This is a genomic window from Pseudomonas sp. YH-1 (genome assembly GCF_051990045.1).
GTDB classification, from domain to species: Bacteria; Pseudomonadota; Gammaproteobacteria; order Pseudomonadales; family Pseudomonadaceae; genus Pseudomonas; species Pseudomonas nicosulfuronedens.
Window position 1 is genome coordinate 714,055 of record NZ_CP178184.1, and the last position, 23,341, is coordinate 737,395.

The window sequence follows — 23,341 nt, forward strand, 5'->3', positions numbered from 1 at the left end:
GGGGGTGACCGGACAACGCATCCGAACACTTCAAGCGTAGTTGGCAATCGGCCGGGAGCGAGACTTTGCGACCCACGGATTTTTCCGATAAGTCCCGATTTTCCAAGCACTTCGGAATAACGTGTGAGCAAAAAACACGGGCCACCCGAAGGTGGCCCGTGGTTCGACAATCGCCGGATACAACCGGCCGACAAGACGGCGTCAGGCGGTGGCTGTCGAACCCTTCTGCCAATCGGTCGCGTTGGACTCCATGGCTTCCTGGATCGCACGCTTGCGACGTTCCTCGGCCTGACGGGTGAAGTACCAGGCGAAGAAGGTGAACAGCGAGACAGTCAGCAGGATCAAGCTGGCGACGGCGTTGATCTCCGGCTTCACGCCCAGACGCACGGCGGAGAACACTTCCATCGGCAGGGTGGTGGAGCCAGGGCCGGACACGAAGCTGGCCAGCACCAGGTCATCCAGCGACAGCGCGAAGGACATCATGCCGCCCGCCGCCAGCGACGGGGCGATCATCGGGATGGTGATCAGCATGAACACTTTCCAGGGCTTGGCGCCCAGGTCCATGGCCGCTTCCTCGATGGACAGGTCCAGCTCACGCAGACGCGCCGACACCACCACTGCCACGTAGGACGAGCAGAAGCTGGTGTGGGCGATCCAGATGGTCACGATGCCGCGTTCCTGCGGCCAGCCAATCAGCTGGGCCATGGCAACGAACAGCAACAGCAGCGACAGGCCGGTGATCACCTCGGGCATGACCAGCGGCGCGGTCACCATGCCGCCGAACAGCGTACGGCCACGGAAGCGCGGGATGCGGGTCAGCACGAAGGCAGCCAGGGTACCCAGGGCCACCGAGGAGATCGCGGTGTAGCAGGCGATCTCCAGCGAGCGGAACACCGAACCGACCAGCTGCTGGTTGTCCAGCAGGCCGACGTACCATTTCACCGACCAGCCGCCCCACACGGTCACCAGTTTGGAGCCGTTGAACGAGTAGATGACCAGGATGATCATCGGCACGTAGATGAAGAGCAGGCCCAACACCAGCATGATGTTGGAGAACGACCAACGCTTGTTCATACCTTGCCCTCCAGCTCTTTAGCCTGGTTCTTGTTGAACAGGATGATGGGGATGATCAGGATCGCCAGCATCACGACAGCAAGGGCAGACGCCACCGGCCAGTCACGGTTGTTGAAGAACTCCTGCCACAGCACCTTGCCGATCATCAGCGTCTCGGGGCCGCCCAGCAGTTCCGGGATCACGAACTCGCCCACCGCCGGGATGAACACCAGCATGCAGCCGGCGATGATGCCGTTCTTGGACAGCGGGACGGTGATCTTCCAGAAGCTGGTGAAGCTGCGCGCACCGAGGTCGGACGCGGCTTCCAGCAGGCTCATGTCGTGCTTCACCAGGTTGGCGTAGAGCGGCATGACCATGAAGGGCAGGTACGAGTAGACGATGCCGATGTACACCGCGAAGTTGGTGTTCAGGATCGTCAGCGGCTCGTTGATGATGCCCAGCCACATCAGGAAGCTGTTGAGCAGGCCGTTGTTGGACAGGATGCCCATCCAGGCGTACACGCGGATCAGGATCGCCGTCCAGGTCGGCATCATGATCAGCAGCAGCAGGACGGTCTGCATTTCCTTGCTGGCGCGGGCGATGGCGTAGGCCATCGGGTAACCGATAACAAGGCAGAGGAAAGTGCTGATCGCCGCCATCTTCAGCGAGCCCAGGTAGGCGTCGATGTAGAGCGGGTCGTCCGTCAGCATCAGGTAGTTGCCCAGGTTCATCACGACCTGGAGCGTCTGGTCGGCGTACTGGAACACTTCGGTGTACGGCGGAATGGCCACGTCTGCGGCTGCCAGACTGATCTTCAGCACGATGGCGAAGGGCAGCAGGAAGAACAGGAACAGCCAGAAGAACGGCACACCGATCACGGCATGCCGGCCCGTAGGCAGGCGCTTCATGAGCGATTTGCTGATGTTCATGATTGCAGTACCACACCGCTGTCGTCGTACCAGCTGATGTAAACCGGCTGGTCCCAGGTCGGACGCGCCACGTGGCGCTCGGCGTTGGCCATGAAGGCCTGGACGATGAAGCCGGAGGCCAGCTTGATGTAGTACACCGAGTGGCCACCCAGGTAGGCGATGTCGTGGACGGTGCCCTGGGCGACGTTGAAGCCTTCGTGCTCGAGGTTTTCCGGCTTCTGCGCGCTGACCATGACCTTTTCAGGACGCAGCGCGTAGGTCATGCGCTTGTTCTCGGCACGGGTGCTGATGCCGTGGCCGATGTAGATCGGGTTTTCCAGCTGCGGGCAGGCAATGACCGCGTGATCCTGCAGGTCCTCGACGATCTCGCCATCGAACAGGTTGACGTTGCCGATGAACTCGCAGATCAGGCGACTGGCCGGCGTCTCGTAGATGTCCATCGGGCTGCCGATCTGCTCGATGCAACCCAGGTGCATGATGGCAATGCGCTGGGCCATGGTCATGGCCTCTTCCTGGTCGTGGGTCACCATCACGCAGGTCACACCTACGCGCTCGATGATCTCTACCAGTTCCAGCTGCATCTGCGAACGCAGTTTCTTGTCCAGGGCGCCCATGGGCTCGTCGAGCAGCAGCAGCTTCGGGCGCTTGGCCAGGGAGCGGGCCAGGGCGACACGCTGACGCTGGCCACCGGAGAGCTGATGCGGCTTGCGCTTGGCGTACTGGGTCATCTGCACGAGCTTGAGCATCTCGTCGACGATCTTGTCGATCTCCGCCTTGGGCAGGCCGTCCTGCTTCAGGCCGAAGGCGATGTTCTGCGCCACGCTCATGTGGGGGAACAGGGCGTACGACTGGAACATCATGTTGATCGGCCGCTCATAGGGCGGCAGGTCGGTAATGTCCTGGCCATCGAGGAAGATGCGACCTTCAGTGGGACGCTCGAAACCAGCCAGCATGCGAAGCAGGGTCGACTTGCCCGAACCCGAACCACCCAGCAGGGCGAAGATCTCGCCCTTCTTGATGTCCAGGGACACGCTGTCCACAGCCAGCGTTTCGTCGAACTGCTTGCTGACCCGGTCGATTTTTACCAGAACCTCTTTAGGCTTCTGGTCGCCACTCAAGGCTTTCTTGTAGGCACCGGAGGCTATTGCCATTACCACAACTCCCAAATCATAGAGGCCCGGCCCCCGCGGCCGGGCATGCTTGGTATTACAGGGCTGGCGCAGTTTACGTGCGCCGGAAAACCTTTCGAGAGGCTCTCCGACGCTCCGTGCCCGCGCGGACGGATTTGGGGAAAACCGTCTTACTTGCCCGACTTGATCTTGGTCCAGGAACGGGTCATGAGGCGCAGGATCTTCGGCGGCAGCTCATGCTGCACGAAGAGTTTGTCGAGAACCTCCTGGGATGGGTACACCTCAGGATTGTTGCGCACGGACTCATCCATGAATTCGCCAGCCTTGGGGTTCGGGTTGGCGTAACCGACGTAATCGCTGACCTTGGCGATCACTTCGGGTTTGAGCAGGTAATTGATGAACGCGTGGGCCGCCTTCGGGTTGGAGGCATCCTTCGGCACAGCGAGGATGTCGAACCAGAGGTTGGCGCCTTCCTTGGGAATGGCGTAGGCGATGTTCACGCCCTTGCCGGCTTCCTTGGCGCGGTTGGCGGCCTGGAATACATCACCGGAGAAACCGGCGGCCACACAGATGTTGCCGTTGGCGAGGTCCGAGATGTACTTGGAGGAGTGGAAGTAGGTGACGTACGGACGCACCGCCATCAGCTTCTCTTCCACCTTCTTGTAGTCATCCGGGTTGGTGCTGTTGGGGTCCAGCCCCATGTACTTGAGCACAGCCGGCATCATCTCGTCGCCCGAATCGAGGAAGGCGACGCCACACTGGCTGAGCTTCTTCATGTTCTCGGGCTCGAAGAGCACAGCCCACGAATCGATCTTGTCGACACCCAGCACGGCCTTGACCTTCTCGACGTTGTAGCCGATGCCGTTGGTGCCCCACAGGTACGGCACGCCGTACAGGTTGCCCGGGTCGTTGGACTCGAGCTGCTTCATCAGATGCGGGTCAAGGTTCGACCAGTTCGGCAGCTGGCTCTTGTCCAGCTTCTGGAACGCGCCGGCCTTGATCTGGCGACCGAGGAAGTGGTTGGACGGCACGACCACGTCATAGCCGGTGCGACCGGCCAGCAGCTTGCCTTCCAGGGTTTCGTTGGAGTCGAAGACGTCGTACACCGGCTTGATACCGGTTTCCTTCTCGAAATCGGCGAGGGTGGTTTCACCGATGTAGTCCGACCAGTTGTAGATGTGGACGGTCTGTTCCGCCTGGGCCAGCGAAGTCAGGCCGAAGACGGAGACTGCAGCGATCAGGGTTCTGCGGAAGGGAATGCGCACACGTGAGTCCTCTCGTTGTTTTTAACTACTTCAGTCGGTTGCTGCCGGGGTTTCGACGGCCGGTCCGTGGATAGCGCCGAACCCATCATCAGCACGAGAGCGCCGGGGCTTGCGCAGCCATTCCACCGATGGAAGCTGTTTGTTGCTACCGGTAGCGAGCGAGGGAGCGCACTCCCCCGCCGCTGTCCCGGTACATCCGCTGCCACACAGGCGACAGCGACTACCCGATTACTTGCCGGACTTGATGGTGGTCCAGCTGCGGGTCATCAGACGCTGGGTCTTCGCCGGCAGGTCCGGGAAGGCGTACAGCTTCTTCATGGTTTCCGGAGTCGGGTAGATGCCCGGGTCGTTGCGGATCGCGTCGTTCACCAGCGGGGTGGCGGCGGCGTTGCCGTTCGGGAACTGCACGACGTTGGTGATCTCGGACATGACCGCCGGCTCGAGCAGGAAGTTGATCCACTTCAGCGCGGCTTCCTGGTTCTCGGCATCCTTCGGAATGGCAACGGTGTCGAAGAACGCGCCGGCACCTTCCTTCGGAATGTTGTACTTCACAGTGACCTTGTTCTTGGCTTCTTCAGCGCGGGACTTGGCCTGGTAAACGTCACCCGAGTAACCGATAGCCACGCAGATGTTGCCGTTGGCGATGTCGGAGATGTACTTGGAGGAGTGGAAGTAGGAGACGTACGGACGAATCTTCAGGAACAGCGCTTCGGCTTCCTTCAGCTCTTTCGGGTCCTGGCTATCAGGCTTGTAGCCCAGGTAGTGCAGGGCGGCCGGAAGCATTTCGGTCGGCGAGTCGAGGAAGCTCACACCGCAGGCCTTCAGCTTCTGGATGTTTTCCGGCTTGAACACCAGGTCCCAGGAATCCACCGGGGCGTTGTCGCCCAGCGCGGCCTTGACCTTGTCCGGGTTGTAGCCGATGCCGATGGTGCCCCACATGTAGGGGATCGCGTACTGGTTGCCCGGGTCGCTGATCTCCAGCGTCTTCATGATGTCCGGGTTCAGGTTCTTCCAGTTCGGCAGCTTGGACTTGTCCAGCGGCTGATAGACGCCAGCCTTGATCTGCTTGGCCAGGAAGGAGTTGGACGGCACCACGATGTCGTAGCCCGACTTGCCGGCCAGCAGCTTGGCCTCCAGCACTTCGTTGCTGTCGTAGACGTCGTAGACGACCTTGATTCCGGTTTCCTTGGTGAACTTGTCGACCGTGTCCGGCGCGATGTAGTCCGACCAGTTGTAGACGTGCAGCACCTTGTCATCTGCCTGCGCCATACCAGCCACAGCGCCCGCCAGCGTTACAGCGAGCAGGGATTTGCCGAAGGTCTTGAACATGCGGGTAGCTCCAGTTGTTTTTCTTGATGTTCCGGGTGGCGTGGACATCTCCTTCCGTCACCACCCGGTGAGCCTGGCCAACGCACAGGCGCAGTCTGTCAAAGGTCCGGTGAAAGACTCAAGACAGAACGGCTGCGGCGGTTTGATCGAGGCACTTGCGCGCCAGGGTGATCAGGTCATCGATCTGCGATTTCTCGATCACCAGCGGCGGCGAGATAATCATAGTGTCTCCCACCGCGCGCATGATCAGACCGTTGCGGAAGCAGTGCTCGCGGCACAGCATCCCGACACCCTTGCCTTCGAAGCGCTCGCGGGTCTTCTTGTTCTTCACCAGCTCCAGTGCTGCCACCAGGCCTACCCCGCGGGCTTCGCCTACCAGGGGATGGTCGGCCAGCTCTTGCCAGCGCTGCTGCAAATACGGTGCCGTTTCGTTCTTCACGCGCTCGACGATCTTCTCTTCGCGCAGGATACGGATGTTCTCCAGCGCCACCGCAGCGGCTACCGGGTGACCAGAGTAAGTGAAGCCGTGATAGAACTCCCCACCCTCATTCAGGGTATGGACGATCTCGTCGCGAACGATCACGCCACCCATGGGGATGTAGCCGGAAGTCAGGCCCTTGGCGATCGGCATCAGGTCCGGGGCGTTGCCGAAGTACTGGCTGCCGAACCATTCGCCGGTACGGCCAAAGCCGCAGATGACTTCGTCGGCGATGAACAGGATGTCGTACTTGGCGAGGATCTCGCGGATCTTCGGCCAGTAGGATTTCGGCGGAATGATCACACCGCCCGCGCCCTGCAGGGGCTCGGCGATGAAGGCAGCAACCTTGTCTTCGCCGACTTCGAGGATCTTCTTCTCCAGCTGCTCGGCCGCCCAGACGCCGAACTCTTCCGGGTCCATGTCGCCGCCTTCGCCGAACCAGTAAGGCTGGGCGATGTGCTCGATACCCGGGATCGGCAGGTCGCCCTGCTCGTGCAGCGCCTTCATGCCGCCCAGGCTGACGCCGGCGACGGTGGAGCCGTGGTAGCCGTTCCAGCGGCCGATGACCACTTTCTTCTGCGGCTGGCCCTTGATGCTCCAGTAGTGACGGACCATGCGCAGCACGGTGTCGTTGGACTCCGAACCCGAGCCGGTGAAGAACACGTGGTTCATGCCTTCGGGGGCGATGTCGGCGATGGCCTTGGACAGCTCCAGTACCGGCGGGTGGGCAGTCTGGAAGAACAGGTTGTAGTAGGGCAGTTCCTGCATCTGCTTGTAAGCGACTTCAGCCAGTTCCTTGCGTCCGTAGCCGACGTTCACACACCACAGGCCGGCCATGCCGTCGAGGATCTTGTTGCCCTCGCTGTCCCACAGGTAGACGCCTTCGGCCTTGGTGATGATGCGAGCGCCCTTCTCGTTCAGCTGCTTGTAGTCGGTGAACGGAGCCAGGTGGTGATCGCGGCTGAGCGCCTGCCAGTGTTGGGTGTTGGCGCTGGTCTGGTTAGTCATCTTGTAAAACCTCTTCTCTAAGAAACACGGGGCCCGGCCACGCGCCGGACCCCACGCCGATCAGACAGAAAGCAGGAGGAACTCGCGCTCCCAGGAACTGATTACTCGCTTGAAGTTCTCGTGCTCGGCGCGCTTCACCGCGACGTAGCCTCGAATGAACTTGTCACCCAGGTATTTCTCCAGGGTCTTGCTGCCTTCCATGCACTCCAGTGCGGCCTCGATGGTCAGCGGCAGGCGCAGGTTACGCCGTTCATAGCCGCGGCCCTTGACCTGGGCACTGGGTTTGAAGCCTTCGACCATGCCGATGTAGCCACACAGCAGGCTGGCGGCGAGGGCCAGATAGGGGTTGGCGTCGGCGCCGGCCAGGCGGTTCTCCACGCGGCGGTTGTCCGGGGTGGAATCCGGTACGCGCAGGCCCACGGTGCGGTTCTCCTCGCCCCACTCCACGTTCACCGGCGCCGAAGTATCGGGCAGGAAGCGGCGGAACGAGTTGACGTTCGGGGCGAACAGCGGCAGCGCCTCGGGGATCAGCTTCTGCAGGCCGCCGATGTGGTGCAGGAACAGCTCGCTCATGCTGCCGTCGGCGTTGGAGAAGATGTTCTTGCCGGTCTTGAGGTCGACGATGCTCTGGTGCAGGTGCATGGCACTGCCCGGCTCGCCGGTCATCGGCTTGGCCATGAAGGTCGCGGCCACGTTGTGCTTGAGGGCGGCCTCGCGCATGGTGCGCTTGAACACCACGATCTGGTCAGCCAGGTCCAGGGCATCGCCGTGACGGAAGTTGATCTCCATCTGCGCGGTGCCTTCTTCATGGATCAGGGTGTCCAGGTCCAGGCCCTGCAGCTCGCACCAGTCGTACATGTCCTCGAACAACGGGTCGAACTCGTTCGCCGCGTCGATGGAGAAGGACTGGCGACCAGTCTCCTGGCGGCCGGAACGGCCGATCGGAGCCTGCAGCGGGTAGTCGGGGTCATCGCTGCGCTTGGTCAGGTAGAACTCCATCTCCGGCGCCACGATCGGCTTCCAGCCCTTGTCGGCGTAAAGCTGGAGCACGCGCTTGAGCACGTTGCGCGGCGACAGCTCGATGGGGTTGCCCAGCTTGTCGTAGGTGTCGTGGATGACCATCGCGGTCGGCTCGATGGCCCAGGGGACGAGGAACACGGCATTCTCGTCCGGGCGGCAGACCATATCGATGTCGGCCGGGTCCAGCAGGTCGTAATAGATGTCGTCTTCGACGTAATCACCGGTCACGGTCTGCAGGAGAACGCTCTCCGGCAGGCGCATGCCCTTCTCGTTGAGGAATTTCGCGGTCGGCGCGATCTTGCCCCGGGCAATCCCGGTCAGGTCGGCGATCATGCATTCCACTTCGGTGATCTTGCGTTCCTTCAACCAGCCACTGAGCTGGTCTAACTTGCTAGTCATAAAGACCTCAGGGTTTGAGAGCCCGGCCCCAACGCCGGACTCAGCGGTTCCCCGCCCTCTTGCTGCAGGCTTTGCCGAATGCCTGGAAGATAGCGAGATAGTTGGGGTTCGTTTCGACCTGCCATTCCGGGTGCCACTGCACCCCGACGGCGAAGGCCACACCTTCGACGGAGAAGGCTTCAACCAACCCGTCAGGCGCCAGAGCTTCTACACGAAGGCCGGGCGCCAGACGATCAACGCCCTGGCCGTGAATAGAGTTGACCTGGAACTGCGAGGGTAGCCCGATACCGGCGAAAACGCCGCCCGGCTGCACATCGACGACGTGCCGCAGACCATATTGGATTTCGATCGGCTCACCCGCGGGTTCGCGGTGGTCCATGAAACCTTCGACTTCGTGCACCTTCTGGTGCAACGAACCGCCGAAGGCGACGTTCATTTCCTGGAAGCCACGGCAGATGCCCAGCACCGGAATCCCGGCCGCGACGGCGCGGCGAATCAGCGGCAGCGTCGTGCTGTCGCGCTCGGGATCATGAGGAGTGCCTGCAATGCTGGCGGAGCCACTATAATGATGGGGTTCGACGTTCGACGCCGAGCCCGTGAAGAGCAGGCCGTCGAACGCGGCCAACATGTCTTCCTGGTCGATGGCATCGCCCAGGGAGGGAATGATCAAAGGAATGCCCGAGGCCCCGGAGATCAGCGCTCTGAGGTATTTGTCGCCAGCAACATGGTAGGGTTTGGAACCGATCTGCTTGATGCAGGCGGACACGCCGATTAACGGCAGGCGAGACATGGGACACCCGTGTTTGTAAGTGTTATGGGCTTGAGGCCGAGCTTAGCCTTGTTCATTTTTTTACACAATAGCCATGTAAAAAATCAAACACGCCCCACTGAACAGCCCGCCAGCAAAGGCTCTCCGCTCATCAAAAGCGGCTCGAAACGCCCCAAAAACGGCCCATCACGACCGATGCGCCCCACTTTGGTGCGACATTGACAACCCTTGCCAATTCGGATTGACTCACACCTCAGCTTTCGAATGATTGAAATTTTTAACAATAAAGGTGTTACATCATGTCGGTACCCCAGAGTGCCGTGTCGCTCGAAGAAGCGAGTGAGTTCCTGAAGGAACACCCCGAGGTCCAATTCGTCGACCTCCTTATTGCAGACATGAATGGTGTGGTCCGCGGCAAGCGCATCGAACGCACCAACCTGCCCAAAGTCTATGAGAAGGGCATCAACCTCCCCGCCTCTCTCTTCGCTCTCGACATTACCGGCTCCACCGTAGAAAGCACCGGCCTCGGCCTGGACATTGGCGACGCGGATCGCGTCTGTTTCCCAATCCCCAACACTCTCTCCATGGAGCCCTGGCAGAAGCGCCCGACCGCGCAGCTGCTGATGACCATGCACGAGATGGAAGAACGCACACCGTTCTTCGCCGACCCGCGTGAAGTACTGCGTCAAGTGGTGCAGAAGTTCACCGACATCGGCCTGACCATCGTCGCGGCCTTCGAGCTCGAGTTCTACCTGATCGACCAGGAGAACGTGAACGGCCGTCCGCAGCCGCCGCGCTCGCCGATCTCCGGGAAGCGTCCGCAATCGGTCCAGGTCTACTCCATCGACGACCTCGACGAGTACGCCGACTGCCTGCAGGACATCATCGACGGCGCCCGCGCCCAGGGCATCCCGGCCGACGCCATCGTCAAGGAAAGCGCCCCAGCCCAGTTCGAAGTCAACATGCACCACGTTGACGACGCCCTGAAGGCCTGCGACTACGCAGTCCTGCTCAAGCGCCTGATCAAGAACGTCGCCTACGACCACGAGATGGACTCGACCTTCATGGCCAAGCCCTACCCGGGCCAGGCAGGCAACGGTCTGCACGTCCACGTCTCGCTGCTCGACAAGGACGGCAAGAACATCTTCACCAGCGAGGATCCCGAGCAGAACGCCGCGTTGCGCCACGCGATCGGCGGTGTGCTCGAGACCCTGCCGGCGTCGATGGCGTTCCTTTGCCCGAACGTCAACTCGTACCGCCGTTTCGGTTCGGCCTTCTTCGTGCCGAACGCACCGAGCTGGGGCCTGGACAACCGCACCGTCGCCCTGCGCGTGCCCACTGGAGCGCCGGAAGCGGTGCGCCTGGAACACCGCGTCGCCGGCGCCGATGCCAACCCGTACCTGCTGCTCTCGGCGGTACTGGCCGGCGTCCACCACGGCCTGACCAACAAGGTCGAGCCGGGCGCGCCGATCGAAGGCAACGCCTACGAGCAGCTGGAACAGAGCCTGCCGAACAACCTGCGCGATGCCCTGCGCGAGCTGGACGACAGCGACGTGATGAACAAGTACATCAGCCCCGAGTACATCGACATCTTCGTCGCGTGCAAGGAGCATGAGATGCAGGAGTTCGAATATTCGATCTCCGACCTCGAGTACAACTGGTACTTGCACACCGTATAAGTGGTAAACGAAACGCCGGCCCTCGTGCCGGCGTTTCCTTGTGCCTCTGGCACACCAAGGGGACTGCGATATCGCAACGGCGAGGAGGGGCGCTGCGGCGAGCCACATCCGTATCTCCTTCCTGTCCGCGATGTCTCCATCCGCCTGCCCGGGCGTCCATCGCGTCTGTCGTGTCTTTGCTGTCGCGCTATCGAGCGGCGATTGATTGCCGCATCCGCTGATTACGTGGTTCATTCAGGGAGATCGCCAATGCCACGCCTGTACGCTTTGATTCTGATGCTGTTGTGCCCGCTGTCCGCCTGGGCCGACCAGGTCATCCGCGTCTACAACTGGAATGACTACATCGCTCCCGAAGTGCTCAAGGACTTCGAGAAGGACACCGGCATCCGGGTCGAGTACACGACCTACAGCACCGCCGAAGAGGTCAAGAAGGCCCTGGAGAGCGGTGAGAAGATCGATGTCGCGGTACCTTCGCACAACGACCTGCCGGCGCTGATCCGCGACAAGCGCATCCAGGCGCTGGACTTCAGCAAGCTGCCCAACCGCAGCCACCTCGACACCCAGTTGCTGAGCAAGCTGGCCGCCGTGGACCCCAACAACCAGCACGCCGTGCCCTACCTGTGGGGTGCCGTGGGCCTGGCAATCAACGAACCCGAAGCGGAGAAGGCCTACGGCGGCAAGCTGCCCGACAGCTGGAGCGTCATGTTCGACCCGCAGCAGAGCCAGCGCCTGAAGGCCTGCGGCATGAGTCTGCTGGACGCCCCGGACGAAGCCTTCTCGGTGCTGATGAACTACCAGGGCCGCAACTTCGCCCGCAGCGCCCCGTCGCAGATCCGCCGTGCCGGCGAAGTCCTCGCCGAGCTGCGCCCGAACCTGCGCTACATCGACAGCGAGCGCTACATCCAGGACCTCAATGCCGGCAAGCTGTGCGTCGCCATGGCCTGGGTCGGCGACGCCCTGGGCGCCGCCAACGCCGGCCAGCCGGTGCGCTTCGTGGTGCCGCAGGAAGGCTCGGTGCTGTTCATCGACAACCTGGTGGTCCCCACTGCCGCCGAACACCCGGACCTGGCGCTCAAATTCATCGACTACCTGATGCAGCCCAAGGTCGCCGCGCAGATCACCGCCGCCACCCTCTACCCCAACGGCAACAAGGATTCCGCGCAGTTCCTCGACGCTGCCCTGCGCGACCAGCCGGGCCTGTACCCGGACCAGGAGACCAAGCGCCGTCTGTTCGCCCTGGAAACCGCGCCGGAGAAGACCGCCCCGGTGATCAACGAAGTCTGGGACAAGCTGCGCGCCGGCGGCAGCTGACTTGCCGAGTACCCCGGAGCTGGCGTCCAATAGCCGCCCAGCTCCGGAGGTCGTCATGCCCGCACCCTCGCCCACTCGCAAGCCCCGCGCCAGCAGCCAGGCACGCATCGCCGTGATCCTCGAGGCTGCCCGCGCCCTGCTGGCCGAGAGCGGCGCAGCGAGCCTGTCGATCTACGCCGTAGCCGAGCGCGCGGACATCCCGCCCTCCTCCGTCTACCACTTCTTCCCCAGCGTGCCGGCCCTGCTGCAGGGGCTGACCAGCGACGTCCACGCCGCCTTCCGCGCCTGCCTGGACGAGCCCGTAGAGCACGCCGCCCTGCGCGACTGGCGCGACCTCGCACGGCTGGTCGAACAACGCACGCTGGCCGTGTACGCCGAGGACGCCGCTGCGCGCCAGCTGATCCTCGCCAGCCACGGTCTCGCCGAAGTCACCCAGGCTGACAGCCAGCACGACGTGCAACTCGGTCACGCCATACGCGAACTCTTCGAACGCCACTTCGAGCTGCCGCCACTGCCGCAGGACATCGAGGTCTTCAGCCTGGCCATCGAGCTGGGCGACCGCGTATACGCCCTCTCCGTGCAGCGCCACGGGCAGATCACCGAACGCCTGGCCGAAGAAGGCATGCGGGTGATTGACGCTTACCTGTCGCTGTACCTGCCGCCCTGCCTGCCAAAACGGCCGTCGCCCCTTAAATAATCGATTTTTATCCGATAAAAATCCGGATATTCGGGCGATATATTTCAAAATCACCCTTCATAAACCGATTTTTATCGGCTATAAATTCTCCCACCTGGAGACGTGTCGCCGCGGAGCTTTGCCGAGCGACCTATACTGACCCCTCGCGGCACTCGACGGCGACGCCTCCTCGAATGACACAGCCCATTGCGTAGGATGGGTGGAGCGCAGCGATACCCATCGATAAGTATCCGCGTGCGCCCATCCTGCGAAGCAACCCTCAAGGACCGCCCCATGACCACGCTGACCAGCACTCCCCGCGCCGATGGCTTCCGCATGCCGGCGGAATGGGAACCCCAGACCCAGACCTGGATGGTCTGGCCCGAACGCCCGGACAACTGGCGCCTGGGCGGCAAGCCCGCGCAGGCCGCCTTCAGCGCCGTGGCCCGCGCCATCGCCCGCTTCGAGCCGGTGACCATCGGCGTTTCCGCTGGCCAGTACGAGAACGCCCGCGCGCAGCTGGCTGACGCGGCCAACATCCGCGTGGTGGAAATCAGCAACGACGACGCCTGGGTGCGCGACACCGGCCCGACCTTCGTCACCAACGACCAGGGCGACGTGCGCGGCGTGGACTGGACCTTCAACGCCTGGGGCGGCCTGGAAGGCGGCCTGTACTTCCCCTGGCACCGTGACGACCAGGTGGCGAGCAAGATCCTCGGCATCGAGCGCTGCGACGGCTATCGCACCGAAGGCTTCGTGCTGGAAGGCGGCTCCATCCACGTGGACGGCGAAGGCACCCTGATCACGACCGAGGAATGCCTGCTCAACCACAACCGCAACCCGCACATGAGCCGCGAAGAAATCGAAGCCGTGCTGCGCGAGCACCTGGCCATCGACACCGTGATCTGGCTGCCGGACGGCCTGTTCAACGACGAGACCGACGGCCACGTCGACAACTTCTGCTGCTACGTACGCCCGGGCGAAGTGCTGCTGGCCTGGACCGACGACGTGAACGACCCGAACTACGAGCGCTGCCAGGCCGCCATGCGCGTGCTGGAAAGCGCCCGTGACGCCAAGGGCCGCCAGCTGACCGTACACAAGATCGTCATCCCCGGCCCGATCCACGCGACCGAAGCCGAATGCGAAGGCATCGACCTGGTGATCGGCACCCAGCCGCGTGATCCGTCGATCCGCCTGGCCGGCTCCTACGTCAACTTCCTGATCGTCAACGGCGGCATCATCGCTCCGCGCTTCGACGATCCGGCGGACGCCGAGGCCGAAGCCACCCTCAAGCGTATCTTCCCCGAGCACGAGATCGTCATGGTGCCGGGCCGCGAGATACTCCTGGGCGGCGGAAACATCCACTGCATCACCCAGCAGCAGCCGGCGCCGCAAAAGCGCTGATTCGCTGAAGCAAGAAAAAAGGCCGTCGCCCCGGAAGGAGCGACGGCCTTTTCATTTTGCAGAGGGAAATTCTGCAGGATTACAGCAGCGGAATGCTGTAGCTGACGATCAGGCGGTTCTCGTCCTGGTCGCGCTGGGTGGCGGAGCCCGGCGTGGTCGACGCCGGCAGGCCACTGCGCAAGGAAGCGTTCTTCCAGGCGACGCCCAGGTTCTTCAGCGGACCGTCCTGGATGGTGTAACCCAGGCTGATATCGCGCTCCCACTCGGTCTTGTCACCGTAGGCCGTATCGATGTTGTCGCCGCGCAGGTAGATGGTCTGGAAGTTCAGGCCCGGCAGGCCCAGCGCCGCGAAGTCATAGCCATATCGAACCTGCCAGGTGCGCTCCCCGGCATGCTGGAACTTGCCGATCTGCACATCGGTACTCAGGTAGGAAGAAGCCCCGTCGCCGTCGTTGATGAACGGGAAGTCACTATCGCCCTTGAGCACCTGGTGCCCGGCACTGATGCTGTGGCCCTTGATGGTGTAGGTAAACAGGCCGCTGAACGCCTGGTTGTCGACCTTGCCACGGGTCAGGCCGTTACCGTAGTAGCCGGTGGTGTAGTAGGACGGGTCATGGCTGCCGTTCTTGCCGTCACTGCTGCTGTGGAAGTAGCGCAGGTCGCTCTTGAGCATGCCCTCGCCAATCTCCCAGTTGTGCTGGAGGCCGAGGAAGTGCTGTTTGTAGAAGTCCTTCAGGTTGCCGTAGTAGTACTGCAGCGTGGTGTCCTTGCCCAGCTTGTAGTCGGCACCACCGTAGTAGAACTTGTTGGTGTACTGGGCGTACTGCGACTTGCCGCCGGCGTTCGCCCCGGCGATCGACAGGCCCTGGTCGGAGTTGCTCGAGTTGCGCCCCTTCATGTGCTCCAGTTGGCCGGCGACGAAGGTCAGGTCCTTGAACTCATTGGAGGTGACCTGGCCACCACTGAAGGTCTGCGGCAGCAGGCGGCCGTCGTTGTACGTCACCACCGGCAGCTTGGGCTGCAACGTGCCATAGCGCAGCTCGGTCTGCGAGACCTTGGCCTTGCCGGTCAGCCCAAGGCTGGCGAAGTCGTCCACCGCGCGGCCATGGCTGTCCGTGGGGAAGACGATGCCACCCAGGCTGCTGCTGTCCGGGTTGTAGTGCTTGCCCTTGCCGCTGTCGAGCTTGACGCCCAGCAGACCCAGCGCATCGATACCGAAACCGACCGTACCCTGGGTGTAGCCGGACGCGTAGTTGAGCAGGAAGCCCTGCCCCCACTCCTCTTGTTTGCTCGGCGCCGCCGAGCCGTTGCGGTTGTCCTGGTTGATGTAGAAGTTGCGCAGGCCGAGGCTGGCCTTGCTGTCTTCGATGAAGCCTTCGGCGAGTGCGACCTGGGCCATTCCGGCTGCGGCAATGGCCACGGCCAGGCTCGAATGCTTGAGTTTGCGGTAATGCATAGCTTTCCCCATGACAGGATCGTGAGCGCGTCATCGGGCTTCGGGCACGATGCGCCCGGCAGGGATGACGACAGTGTCGATCACGACGGCCATGGGGAGGAGTGAGGGAGACGAGCCAGGCGGGGCGATCTGCGCCGCCTTGTCACTGCAGCGCCGGCCGGGCACTCGTTCAGCGAGGTACTCCCGAGCGACGCACGCTCCATACCCCCCTACCGGAAGGCCTGCTCGATGCCTCTCCCGCCGGTCCGCGCGACCGGCGCCACGATAAGAGCAAGGCCGGCTGCCGCGCGGCGGATAGCCCCGTGACAGGAGGCCTGTTGCACAATCTTTGACCAGGCTCACGCTTGGATTTCCAGGCAGGCACGGACCACCTCGGAAATGAAGGAGAAGCCTCCGAACACTGCCGGAAGAACACCGAATGCGGACAGGAAAATTCGGCCCCATTAGCGAGCGCACTACTCTCCCGCGCACCACGAAAAAAGCCGCCGCCTCTGACGAGGACGGCGGCTTCTTTTCAGCCCGTAGAAATTACAGCAGCGGGATGGTGTAGCTGACGATCAGGCGGTTCTCGTCCTGGTCGCGCTGGGTCGGAGTACCCGGGTTGCCAGCGGAAGCGGCCGGCAGGCCACTACGCAGCGCCGCGTTCTTCCAGGTGAAGCCCAGGCCCTTGAAGGTGCCGTCCGGGATCACGTAGGCCAGGGAGATGTCACGCTCCCACTCGCTCTTGTCGCCCTGGGCGGTGTCGATGTTGTCGCCGCGCAGGTAGAGGGTCTGGAAGGTCAGGCCCGGCAGACCGGCCTGGGCGAAGTCGTAGGCGTAGCGAACCTGCCAGGTGCGCTCGCCGGCGCGCAGGAACTTGCCGATCTGCACGTCGGTGATCAGGTAGGCCGTGGCGCCGTCGCCGTTGTTGATGAACGGGAAGTCGCTGTTGCCGCTGAGCTGCTGGTAGCCGGCGCCGAAGCTATGGCCGCTGACGGTGTAGGTGAACAGGCCGCTCCAGGCGCGGTTGTCGACTTCACCCTTGAGGGTGTTGCCGCCGTAGTAACCGCTGGTGTAGTAGCTCGAATCGTGGCCGTTCTTGCCATCGTCGCTGCTGTGGAAGTAGCGCAGGTCGCTCTTCAGCACGCCCGGGCCAATGGCCCAGTTGTGTTGCAGGCCGAGGAAGTGCTGTTTGTAGAAGTCCTGCAGGTTGCCGTAGTAGTACTGCAGCGTCAGGTCCTTGGTCAGCTTGTAGTCGGCGCCGCCGTAGTAGAACTTGTTGACGAACTTGCCGGTCTGGGCGTTGTTGGCGCCGGCGATCGACAGGCCTTCGTTGTTGCTCGAGTTACGGCCCTTGGCGTGCTCCAGCTGGCCGCCGAGCAGGGTCAGGTCCTTGAACTCGTTGGAGGTGACCTGGCCGCCCTCGAAGGTCTGCGGCAGCAGGCGACCGTCGTTGTAGGTCACCACCGGCAGCTTGGGCAGCAGGGTGCCGTATTGCAGCACGGTATTGGAAACCTTCACCTTGCCGGTGGCGCCCAGGTGGGCGAAGTCATCCACCGCGCGGCCATCGCCATCGGTGGGGAACACGGTGCCGGCATAGGCAGAACTTGTCGGGTTGTAGTGAGTGCCCTTGCCACTGTCCAGGCGCACGCCCAGCAGGCCCAGGGCATCGACGCCGAAACCGACGGTGCCTTCGGTGAAGCCGGAGGTGTAGTTGAGCAGGAAGCCCTGCCCCCACTCTTCCTGCTTGCTCGGCTCGGCGGGGCCGTTGCGGTTGTCGGAGTTGATGTAGAAGTTGCGCAGGGTCAGGTTGGCCTTGCTGTCTTCGATGAACCCACCGGCGACGGCGGATTGAGCGAGGCCTGCGGCAGCGATGGCGAGCGCGAGGCTCGATTGCGTGAGAGTGCGGCGTTTCATTGGAATTTCCCCATTTTATTGATCTTGGAAAGCAGGCCATTCAAGACAACGACTGGCTCCAGCGGAGCCCGACCGAACGGCAAGCAGCGGCCACGGCGTGCCAGGCACGCTCGGCATGCAGTAATTCGGCGGTGTACGGCGCTCCCCTAGACGGGGCTCAAGCGCAGGCAAGCAGGCGGGAGGGCAGCAGAAGAATGGAATGGCATGGATCGGATCTCGTGTCTTGTTGTTGTGGCAATGCGCTGGGCATGCGTCAGTGGCTAGGCAATCCCCAGGCCAACCGGCCTTTCCTGCCTGACACCCGTCATTTCCGACACTCGGAACGATCTGCAAGCAAATTCCTTCAGAAAAATCAGCGGAAAACCGCCACGAGCCCCCTTCGCCTTGGCGGATAACCGCCATCCCCTTTTCGCTGTCACGGCAACGCTGGGGAGCAAGATAAAAGAAGCTCTATAAATCAAAAAAGAATTAATTATTACTATGTAATTTCTTTTAGGAATATATGATAGCACGCTGCTCGACTGGCGACGCCTCCCTGACGGGGTACCCAGTTCGTATGATTTGGATGACCACTAGGAATAAGACGAAGGATTTAGCCCACAGAGTCCAAGAAGGCCCTCCGGCAAGCCCGGACGATGGACAAAAAAAACCCGCCAGCGCTGCAACGCGGGCGGGTTCGGGACCCTGTGCTAGGGGAAGGTCCCAAAGGAGAGCGGCGGAATGGAGTCCGCCTAGGAGTGGTGCGTCCCTGCACCCGATGGCGGCGATGATGGCCAGCATCGGGTGCGGAGTCGATTCCAGCGGTACGCTCGACGCTGTAGGAATTACCCGTACCCTGACGCCTTGCGCCGGGCACCGCCGGGTCAGTTGTTGCCAACCGCGGCGCTGGTGCCGATGAAGGCAGCCGATGGCAGCAGCTGACTGATGAAGCGGTTCCAGCGGGTGATGTTGGCCGGGCCGATGAACACGACATCCTGCGGCTGCATGGCAAACTCCTTGGCCAGGGCATAGGCGGTCGGACGCTTCGCTTCCAGGTGGAAGACCTGGGCCTGGAAGGCGCCCGGTGCAGTACCGGCGACCGACTCCGGGTTACCGCGGATCACGTAGACCGAGTCGCCATCGGAGGTTTCCGGGCTCAGGCCCCCGGCGTTGCCGAGTACTTCCAGCAGCGACAGGCCGGTGGTGCGGTAGGTAACCACCTGCGGACGCTCGACCTCACCCACCACGTAGACTTTCTTGCGGTCGTTGTAGGGCAGGTGGATCTGGTCGCCGTTCTTCAGGTAGATGCCGGTCAGAGTCGAACCGGAGCGGTTCAGTGCGTCAACGTCGAGCACATACTCGCGGCCATCACGCTTGAGCGTCAGCCCGGAAAGATCGGCTTCACCGGTGATCACACCAGCCTTGCTGACCGCCTGCACCAGGGTGGTCGGCGTATTGTTCAGCTCGACCTGCCCACCGTTCTGGAAAGCCCCGGAGAGCACCACGTGCTGGCTGGCATACCGCAGCACGGTGACATCCACCTGCGGGTCGACAATACCCTTCTTCGCCAACTGGCTGGACAGGCGCTTGCGCAACTGCGCTGGAGTCTGCCCTTCGGCGCGTACGACACCGGCATAGGGGAAGAAGATATTGCCGTCGGCACCGACCACGCGACCGTTGGCTTCCATCTGCTGGGTCGAGCCGGGACTGGTCAGTTCAGGGTGGTCCCAGACGGTGACCAGCAGCACGTCGCCGCCACCGATCAGGTAGTCCTCCTGCGGCGGGCGATAGTTCAGCAGCTCTGCGGGCACGCCGGGTTTGGCGGCGAAGTCGGCCTCCTGGCGTTGCAGCACCTGGGGCGTGATGGGCACGAGGGTGATGTTCATCCCCTCCTTCTGGGCCTCGCGTTGGATATCGGAATCCGTCATGTGCTGACCGGGAGAGAACACGCAGCCTTGTAGCGCCAGACTGCCGACTACAAAGCTGAAAGCGAGCAGGTTTTTCATGGCAATCCTTCCTTGAAGCTTGTGTGGAAACTCAATAGGCATTGCGGTGTACGAAACCCTTGAACAGGGTCAGCAAGACGATCTTCAGGTCCCACCAGACGGACCAGTTCTCGATGTAGTCCAGATCGAACTCGATGCGTTTCTGCATCTTCTCCAGGGTGTCTGTTTCGCCACGCCAGCCGTTCACCTGGGCCCAGCCGGTAATGCCTGGCTTGACCTTGTGACGCAGCATGTAACGGCTGACCTGACGCCGGTATTGCTCGTTGTGCGCCACGGCGTGGGGGCGTGGACCGACCACGGACATGTCGCCGAGCAAGACATTGAAGAACTGTGGCAACTCATCCAGCGAGGTGCGCCGCAGGAAGGCGCCCAGCGGGGTGATGCGGCAATCGTTGCGCGAGGCCTGGGTGACGGCGGCACCGTCCTCCATGACCGTCATGCTGCGGAATTTCCAGACGCGGATGGGCCGGCCATCCATGCCGTAGCGGGTCTGGCGGAACAGCACCGGGCCGCGCGAAGTGAGCTTCACGGCCACGGCGATGAACAGCATGGGCACGGCGATCAGCAGCAGGATCAGCGAGGCCAGCACCACGTCCTCGATGCGCTTGAGCACGGCGTTGGGGCCGTCCATGGGCGTGTCGAAGATGCTGATGGTGGCCAGCCCGTTGATGCTCTCGCTGCGCGCGTGCAGCAGGTCGAACATGAACAGGTCGGGGATCAGGTAGACCGACACCGTGGTGTCGGACAGCTCGCGGATCAGTTCGTTGAGCAGCGGCTCGCGGGACAGCGGCAGGGTCAGGTAGACCTTGTCGATCTGCCCCGAGCGCGCCGCCTCGATCAGCGCCAGGCGGTCGCCCTTTACCGGCACGCGCTCACCCAGTTCCATCTGCTGCGGGCGATCGTCATAGAAGCCGATCAGGCGCAGGCCCATCCAGGGCGCCGCGAGGATGGTCTCGGCCAGTCGCGCACCCACTTCGCCGGTACCGTAGATGGCCACATTGCGGCTGTTGAAGCCGTGGCGGCGGGCGACGCGCAGCAGCATGCGGATAGCCAGGCGGTAGCCGCACATGATCAGCAGCGCCGCGGCAAACCAGCCCAGGCGTCGGGGCTCTTCCAGCTCTACGTGGCGCAGGGAGATGTCCAGCAGCAGCACGGCGAAGAACGCCAGCGACCAGTACAGGGTGACGCTCAACGACTCACGCAGCAGCGACTCGCCACGCCAGGAGCCGTAGAGCTGGTTCAGCTCGCCGAGCCAGTGGAACAGCATCACGCAGAGCAGCACCGAGACCCAGATCTGTGCATCCAGCACGCCGTTGCCAGCGCTGAGCAGCACGACCCCGGTGAGCACGATCACCAGGATGTCGCTCAGGCGGTGCGCCAGTGAGATCAGCGACTGGTGCGCGCGCAGGATTCCTTTCGTCTTGTTGGGCATGATGACCTCACGATTGCCGGCGTCGCTCCTGACGCCGCTGCATCGCTATCGCAGTCCGTGGTTGAACGCATGGCCGGCAAGTCCGCTGCGCAATGCCTGCGGGTTCGCCGGGTGCGGGTTCACTGTCGCTTGTCCAGCAGCAGTTGCTGCAGGTAGCGGCCATAGCCGGTCTTGCTCAGGCGCTCGGCCTGGAGGGCCAGCAGGCTCTCGCTGAGCCAGCCCTGCTGGTAGGCGATTTCCTCCAGGCAGGCGACCTTCAGCCCCTGGCGCTCCTCGATGGTCTGCACGAAGTGGCCGGCTTCCATCAGCGACTCGTGGGTGCCGGTGTCCAGCCAGGCGAACCCACGACCGAGCAGGCTGACGCGCAGTTCGCCCAGTTCCAGGTAAAGGTTGTTGATATCGGTGATTTCCAGCTCGCCACGGGCCGAAGGGCGGATCTGACGAGCCATCTCGACGACGCGGTTGTCGTAGAAGTACAGGCCGGTGACGGCGTAGTTCGAGCGCGGTACGCGGGGTTTTTCCTCGATGGAAAGCACCCGCCCTGCGTCGTCGAACTCGACCACGCCGAAGCGCGCCGGGTCCGCTACCTGGTAGCCGAAGACGGTGGCGCCCTGGGTACGCGCGGCGGCTTCGCGCAGGGTTTCGGTGAAGCCCTGGCCGTAGAAGATGTTGTCGCCCAGCACCAGGCACACCGAGTCGTCGCCGATGAATGGCGCGCCGATCAGGAAAGCCTGCGCCAGGCCATCGGGCGAGGGCTGCACGGCATACTGCAGGCGCACCCCGAACTGCTCGCCATCCCCCAGCAGGGCGCGGAAATTCGGCAGGTCGGCAGGGGTGCAGATCAGCAGGATGTCGTCGATCCCGGCGAGCATCAGCACCGACAGCGGGTAATACACCATCGGCTTGTCGTAGATCGGCAGCAGTTGCTTGGACACGCCCAGGGTAATGGGATGCAGGCGCGTGCCGGAGCCACCGGCGAGGATGATGCCCTTCATGATCTGCCTCCTTGCTTGGCGATCTGTTTGGCGTCGAAGCGCGCCGGATAGTCCGAGCGCTCGGTCAGAAAGGTGTCGATCAGGCTGGAAAGTCGCAGCGCTGAAATGTCCCAGGAGTAGCGCAGGACGTTCTCCTGCCCCAGGCGGCGCAAGTCGGCGCGCAGCTTGTGGTCGAGCAGCACCCGACGCAGGGCGGCCGCAATGCCGGGCGGATCGAGGGGGTCGAAGTACAGCACCGAGTTGCCCAGCACTTCGGGGATCGATGCACTGCTGGCGGCCACCACCGGGCAACCACAGGCCTGGGCCTCCAGCGGCGGGATGCCGAAGCCTTCGTACAGCGACGGGAAGGCGAAAACGGCGGCGTTGCGGTACTGCTCGATCAGTTGGTCGTCGTCCAGCCGCCCCAGCCAGCGCACCCGATCACCCTGCCCGCTGTGCTGCAGTTGCGCATCGACGAAGCTGCGGTTGGCGGCGCCGACGATGCGCAGCTCCACGTCCAGCTCGCCGAGCAGACGGAACGCTTCGATCAGCCGGGAGAAGTTCTTGTGCGCCGCCGGCGAGGACACCGCCAGTACATAGGGACGTTCGAGCTGCGTCGGTTCGAGGCCGGTACAGAACTCGGCGGACACCGCATTGGCGATCACGTGGATGCCTTTGGGGTCGACGCCATAGTGCGAGGCGATCTCCTCGCGGGAGAACTCGCTGACCGTGACCTGCGCCAGCGAACGGCGCAGCATCAGCGGGATCATCAGGCGGTACAGCGCGCGAAACTTCCAGGAGAAGCTTTCCGGGTGGCGCACGTAGGTGATGTCGTGGTGCGTGACGACCTGCTTCGAATAGGCCAGCGGTGCCGTGCTGCACAGCGAGACCAGCAGCGGCCGGCCGTGACGGGCCAGCCACAGCGGCAGGTCAACCTGTTCCCAGAGGTGCCCGCTGCGGTGGCCGATCTGTTCGACGCGGAGCTGGCTGGCGATTTCCGGGCGGAGGATTTCGCCGGGCGGTGCAACGAAGTGCAGGTCGCTGCGCAGCCGCGCCAGCGACAGCGAAATCTGCTCGGCGAAGCGCTGCACGCCGCTCACTTGCTGGGTCAGGAAACGCGCGTTGATCACGATCATGAGGGTTCTCCG

General features: G+C 62.9%; 18 protein-coding genes. 4 read left to right on the forward strand and 14 right to left on the reverse strand.

What is annotated here, in order from left to right; all coding sequences use genetic code 11:
- Positions 1-201: 201 nt before the first annotated feature.
- The 8 genes from ACKI1H_RS03200 to ACKI1H_RS03235 form a co-directional block, all read right to left on the reverse strand.
- Positions 202-1,074 carry an ABC transporter permease subunit gene (locus ACKI1H_RS03200; protein WP_024762146.1) on the reverse strand — a complete coding sequence of 291 codons (873 nt, stop codon included), beginning with the start codon at positions 1,072-1,074 and terminating at the stop codon, positions 202-204.
- Positions 1,071-1,952, reverse strand: coding sequence for an ABC transporter permease subunit (locus tag ACKI1H_RS03205; RefSeq protein WP_171049503.1), 882 nt, complete (start codon positions 1,950-1,952; stop codon positions 1,071-1,073). Before ACKI1H_RS03205 ends, ACKI1H_RS03200 begins: the two co-directional genes overlap by 4 nt.
- A gap of 26 nt (positions 1,953-1,978) precedes the next feature.
- Entirely contained in the window at positions 1,979-3,133 is a 1,155-nt protein-coding gene (locus ACKI1H_RS03210; RefSeq protein WP_015479458.1) for an ABC transporter ATP-binding protein, read from the reverse strand.
- A 149-nt stretch (positions 3,134-3,282) separates the two neighbouring features.
- Positions 3,283-4,377, reverse strand: a complete 1,095-nt coding sequence (locus ACKI1H_RS03215) for a polyamine ABC transporter substrate-binding protein (protein ID WP_440467647.1) — start codon at positions 4,375-4,377, stop codon at positions 3,283-3,285.
- Positions 4,378-4,605: 228 nt separating this feature from the next.
- Positions 4,606-5,706: a polyamine ABC transporter substrate-binding protein gene (locus ACKI1H_RS03220; protein ID WP_138524420.1), complete on the reverse strand. Its 1,101-nt coding sequence runs from the start codon at positions 5,704-5,706 to the stop codon at positions 4,606-4,608.
- A 118-nt stretch (positions 5,707-5,824) separates the two neighbouring features.
- The gene (locus tag ACKI1H_RS03225) at positions 5,825-7,192 is read right to left on the reverse strand and encodes an aspartate aminotransferase family protein (protein ID WP_138524422.1); all 1,368 of its coding nucleotides are present in this window, start codon (positions 7,190-7,192) and stop codon (positions 5,825-5,827) included.
- 60 nt (positions 7,193-7,252) lie between these two features.
- Complete coding sequence (locus tag ACKI1H_RS03230) at positions 7,253-8,611, reverse strand: glutamine synthetase family protein (RefSeq protein WP_138524425.1); 1,359 nt, start codon at positions 8,609-8,611, stop codon at positions 7,253-7,255.
- A 40-nt stretch (positions 8,612-8,651) separates the two neighbouring features.
- Entirely contained in the window at positions 8,652-9,401 is a 750-nt protein-coding gene (locus tag ACKI1H_RS03235) for a gamma-glutamyl-gamma-aminobutyrate hydrolase family protein (RefSeq protein ID WP_138524427.1), read from the reverse strand.
- 278 nt (positions 9,402-9,679) lie between these two features.
- Between ACKI1H_RS03235 and ACKI1H_RS03240 the strand changes: the two genes are divergently transcribed.
- The 4 genes from ACKI1H_RS03240 to aguA all read left to right on the forward strand — a co-directional run bounded on the left by ACKI1H_RS03240 (position 9,680) and on the right by aguA (position 14,450).
- On the forward strand, positions 9,680-11,059 hold the full coding sequence (locus tag ACKI1H_RS03240) for a glutamine synthetase family protein (protein ID WP_024762139.1): 1,380 nt from the start codon (positions 9,680-9,682) through the stop codon (positions 11,057-11,059).
- Positions 11,060-11,308: 249 nt separating this feature from the next.
- Positions 11,309-12,370, forward strand: a complete 1,062-nt coding sequence (locus tag ACKI1H_RS03245; RefSeq protein ID WP_138524431.1) for a polyamine ABC transporter substrate-binding protein — start codon at positions 11,309-11,311, stop codon at positions 12,368-12,370.
- Between the two features lie 55 nt (positions 12,371-12,425).
- Complete coding sequence (locus ACKI1H_RS03250; protein WP_440467648.1) at positions 12,426-13,067, forward strand: TetR/AcrR family transcriptional regulator; 642 nt, start codon at positions 12,426-12,428, stop codon at positions 13,065-13,067.
- Positions 13,068-13,340: 273 nt separating this feature from the next.
- The gene (gene aguA, locus ACKI1H_RS03255; RefSeq protein ID WP_138524435.1) at positions 13,341-14,450 is read left to right on the forward strand and encodes an agmatine deiminase; all 1,110 of its coding nucleotides are present in this window, start codon (positions 13,341-13,343) and stop codon (positions 14,448-14,450) included.
- Positions 14,451-14,529: 79 nt separating this feature from the next.
- Here aguA and ACKI1H_RS03260 read toward each other — a convergent pair whose 3' ends face one another.
- From ACKI1H_RS03260 to ACKI1H_RS03285, 6 genes are all read right to left on the reverse strand, one after another.
- Positions 14,530-15,906 carry an OprD family porin gene (locus ACKI1H_RS03260; RefSeq protein WP_440467649.1) on the reverse strand — a complete coding sequence of 459 codons (1,377 nt, stop codon included), beginning with the start codon at positions 15,904-15,906 and terminating at the stop codon, positions 14,530-14,532.
- 528 nt (positions 15,907-16,434) lie between these two features.
- Complete coding sequence (locus ACKI1H_RS03265) at positions 16,435-17,802, reverse strand: OprD family porin (protein ID WP_138524439.1); 1,368 nt, start codon at positions 17,800-17,802, stop codon at positions 16,435-16,437.
- A gap of 863 nt (positions 17,803-18,665) precedes the next feature.
- Positions 18,666-19,787: a polysaccharide biosynthesis/export family protein gene (locus tag ACKI1H_RS03270; RefSeq protein WP_138524441.1), complete on the reverse strand. Its 1,122-nt coding sequence runs from the start codon at positions 19,785-19,787 to the stop codon at positions 18,666-18,668.
- Between the two features lie 31 nt (positions 19,788-19,818).
- Positions 19,819-21,219, reverse strand: coding sequence for an undecaprenyl-phosphate glucose phosphotransferase (locus ACKI1H_RS03275; RefSeq protein WP_138524443.1), 1,401 nt, complete (start codon positions 21,217-21,219; stop codon positions 19,819-19,821).
- A gap of 119 nt (positions 21,220-21,338) precedes the next feature.
- Positions 21,339-22,214, reverse strand: a complete 876-nt coding sequence (gene rfbA / locus ACKI1H_RS03280; RefSeq protein WP_138524445.1) for a glucose-1-phosphate thymidylyltransferase RfbA — start codon at positions 22,212-22,214, stop codon at positions 21,339-21,341.
- Positions 22,211-23,329, reverse strand: a complete 1,119-nt coding sequence (locus tag ACKI1H_RS03285; protein WP_440467650.1) for a glycosyltransferase family 4 protein — start codon at positions 23,327-23,329, stop codon at positions 22,211-22,213. The genes rfbA and ACKI1H_RS03285 overlap by 4 nt, the downstream gene beginning before the upstream one ends.
- Positions 23,330-23,341: the final 12 nt, after the last annotated feature.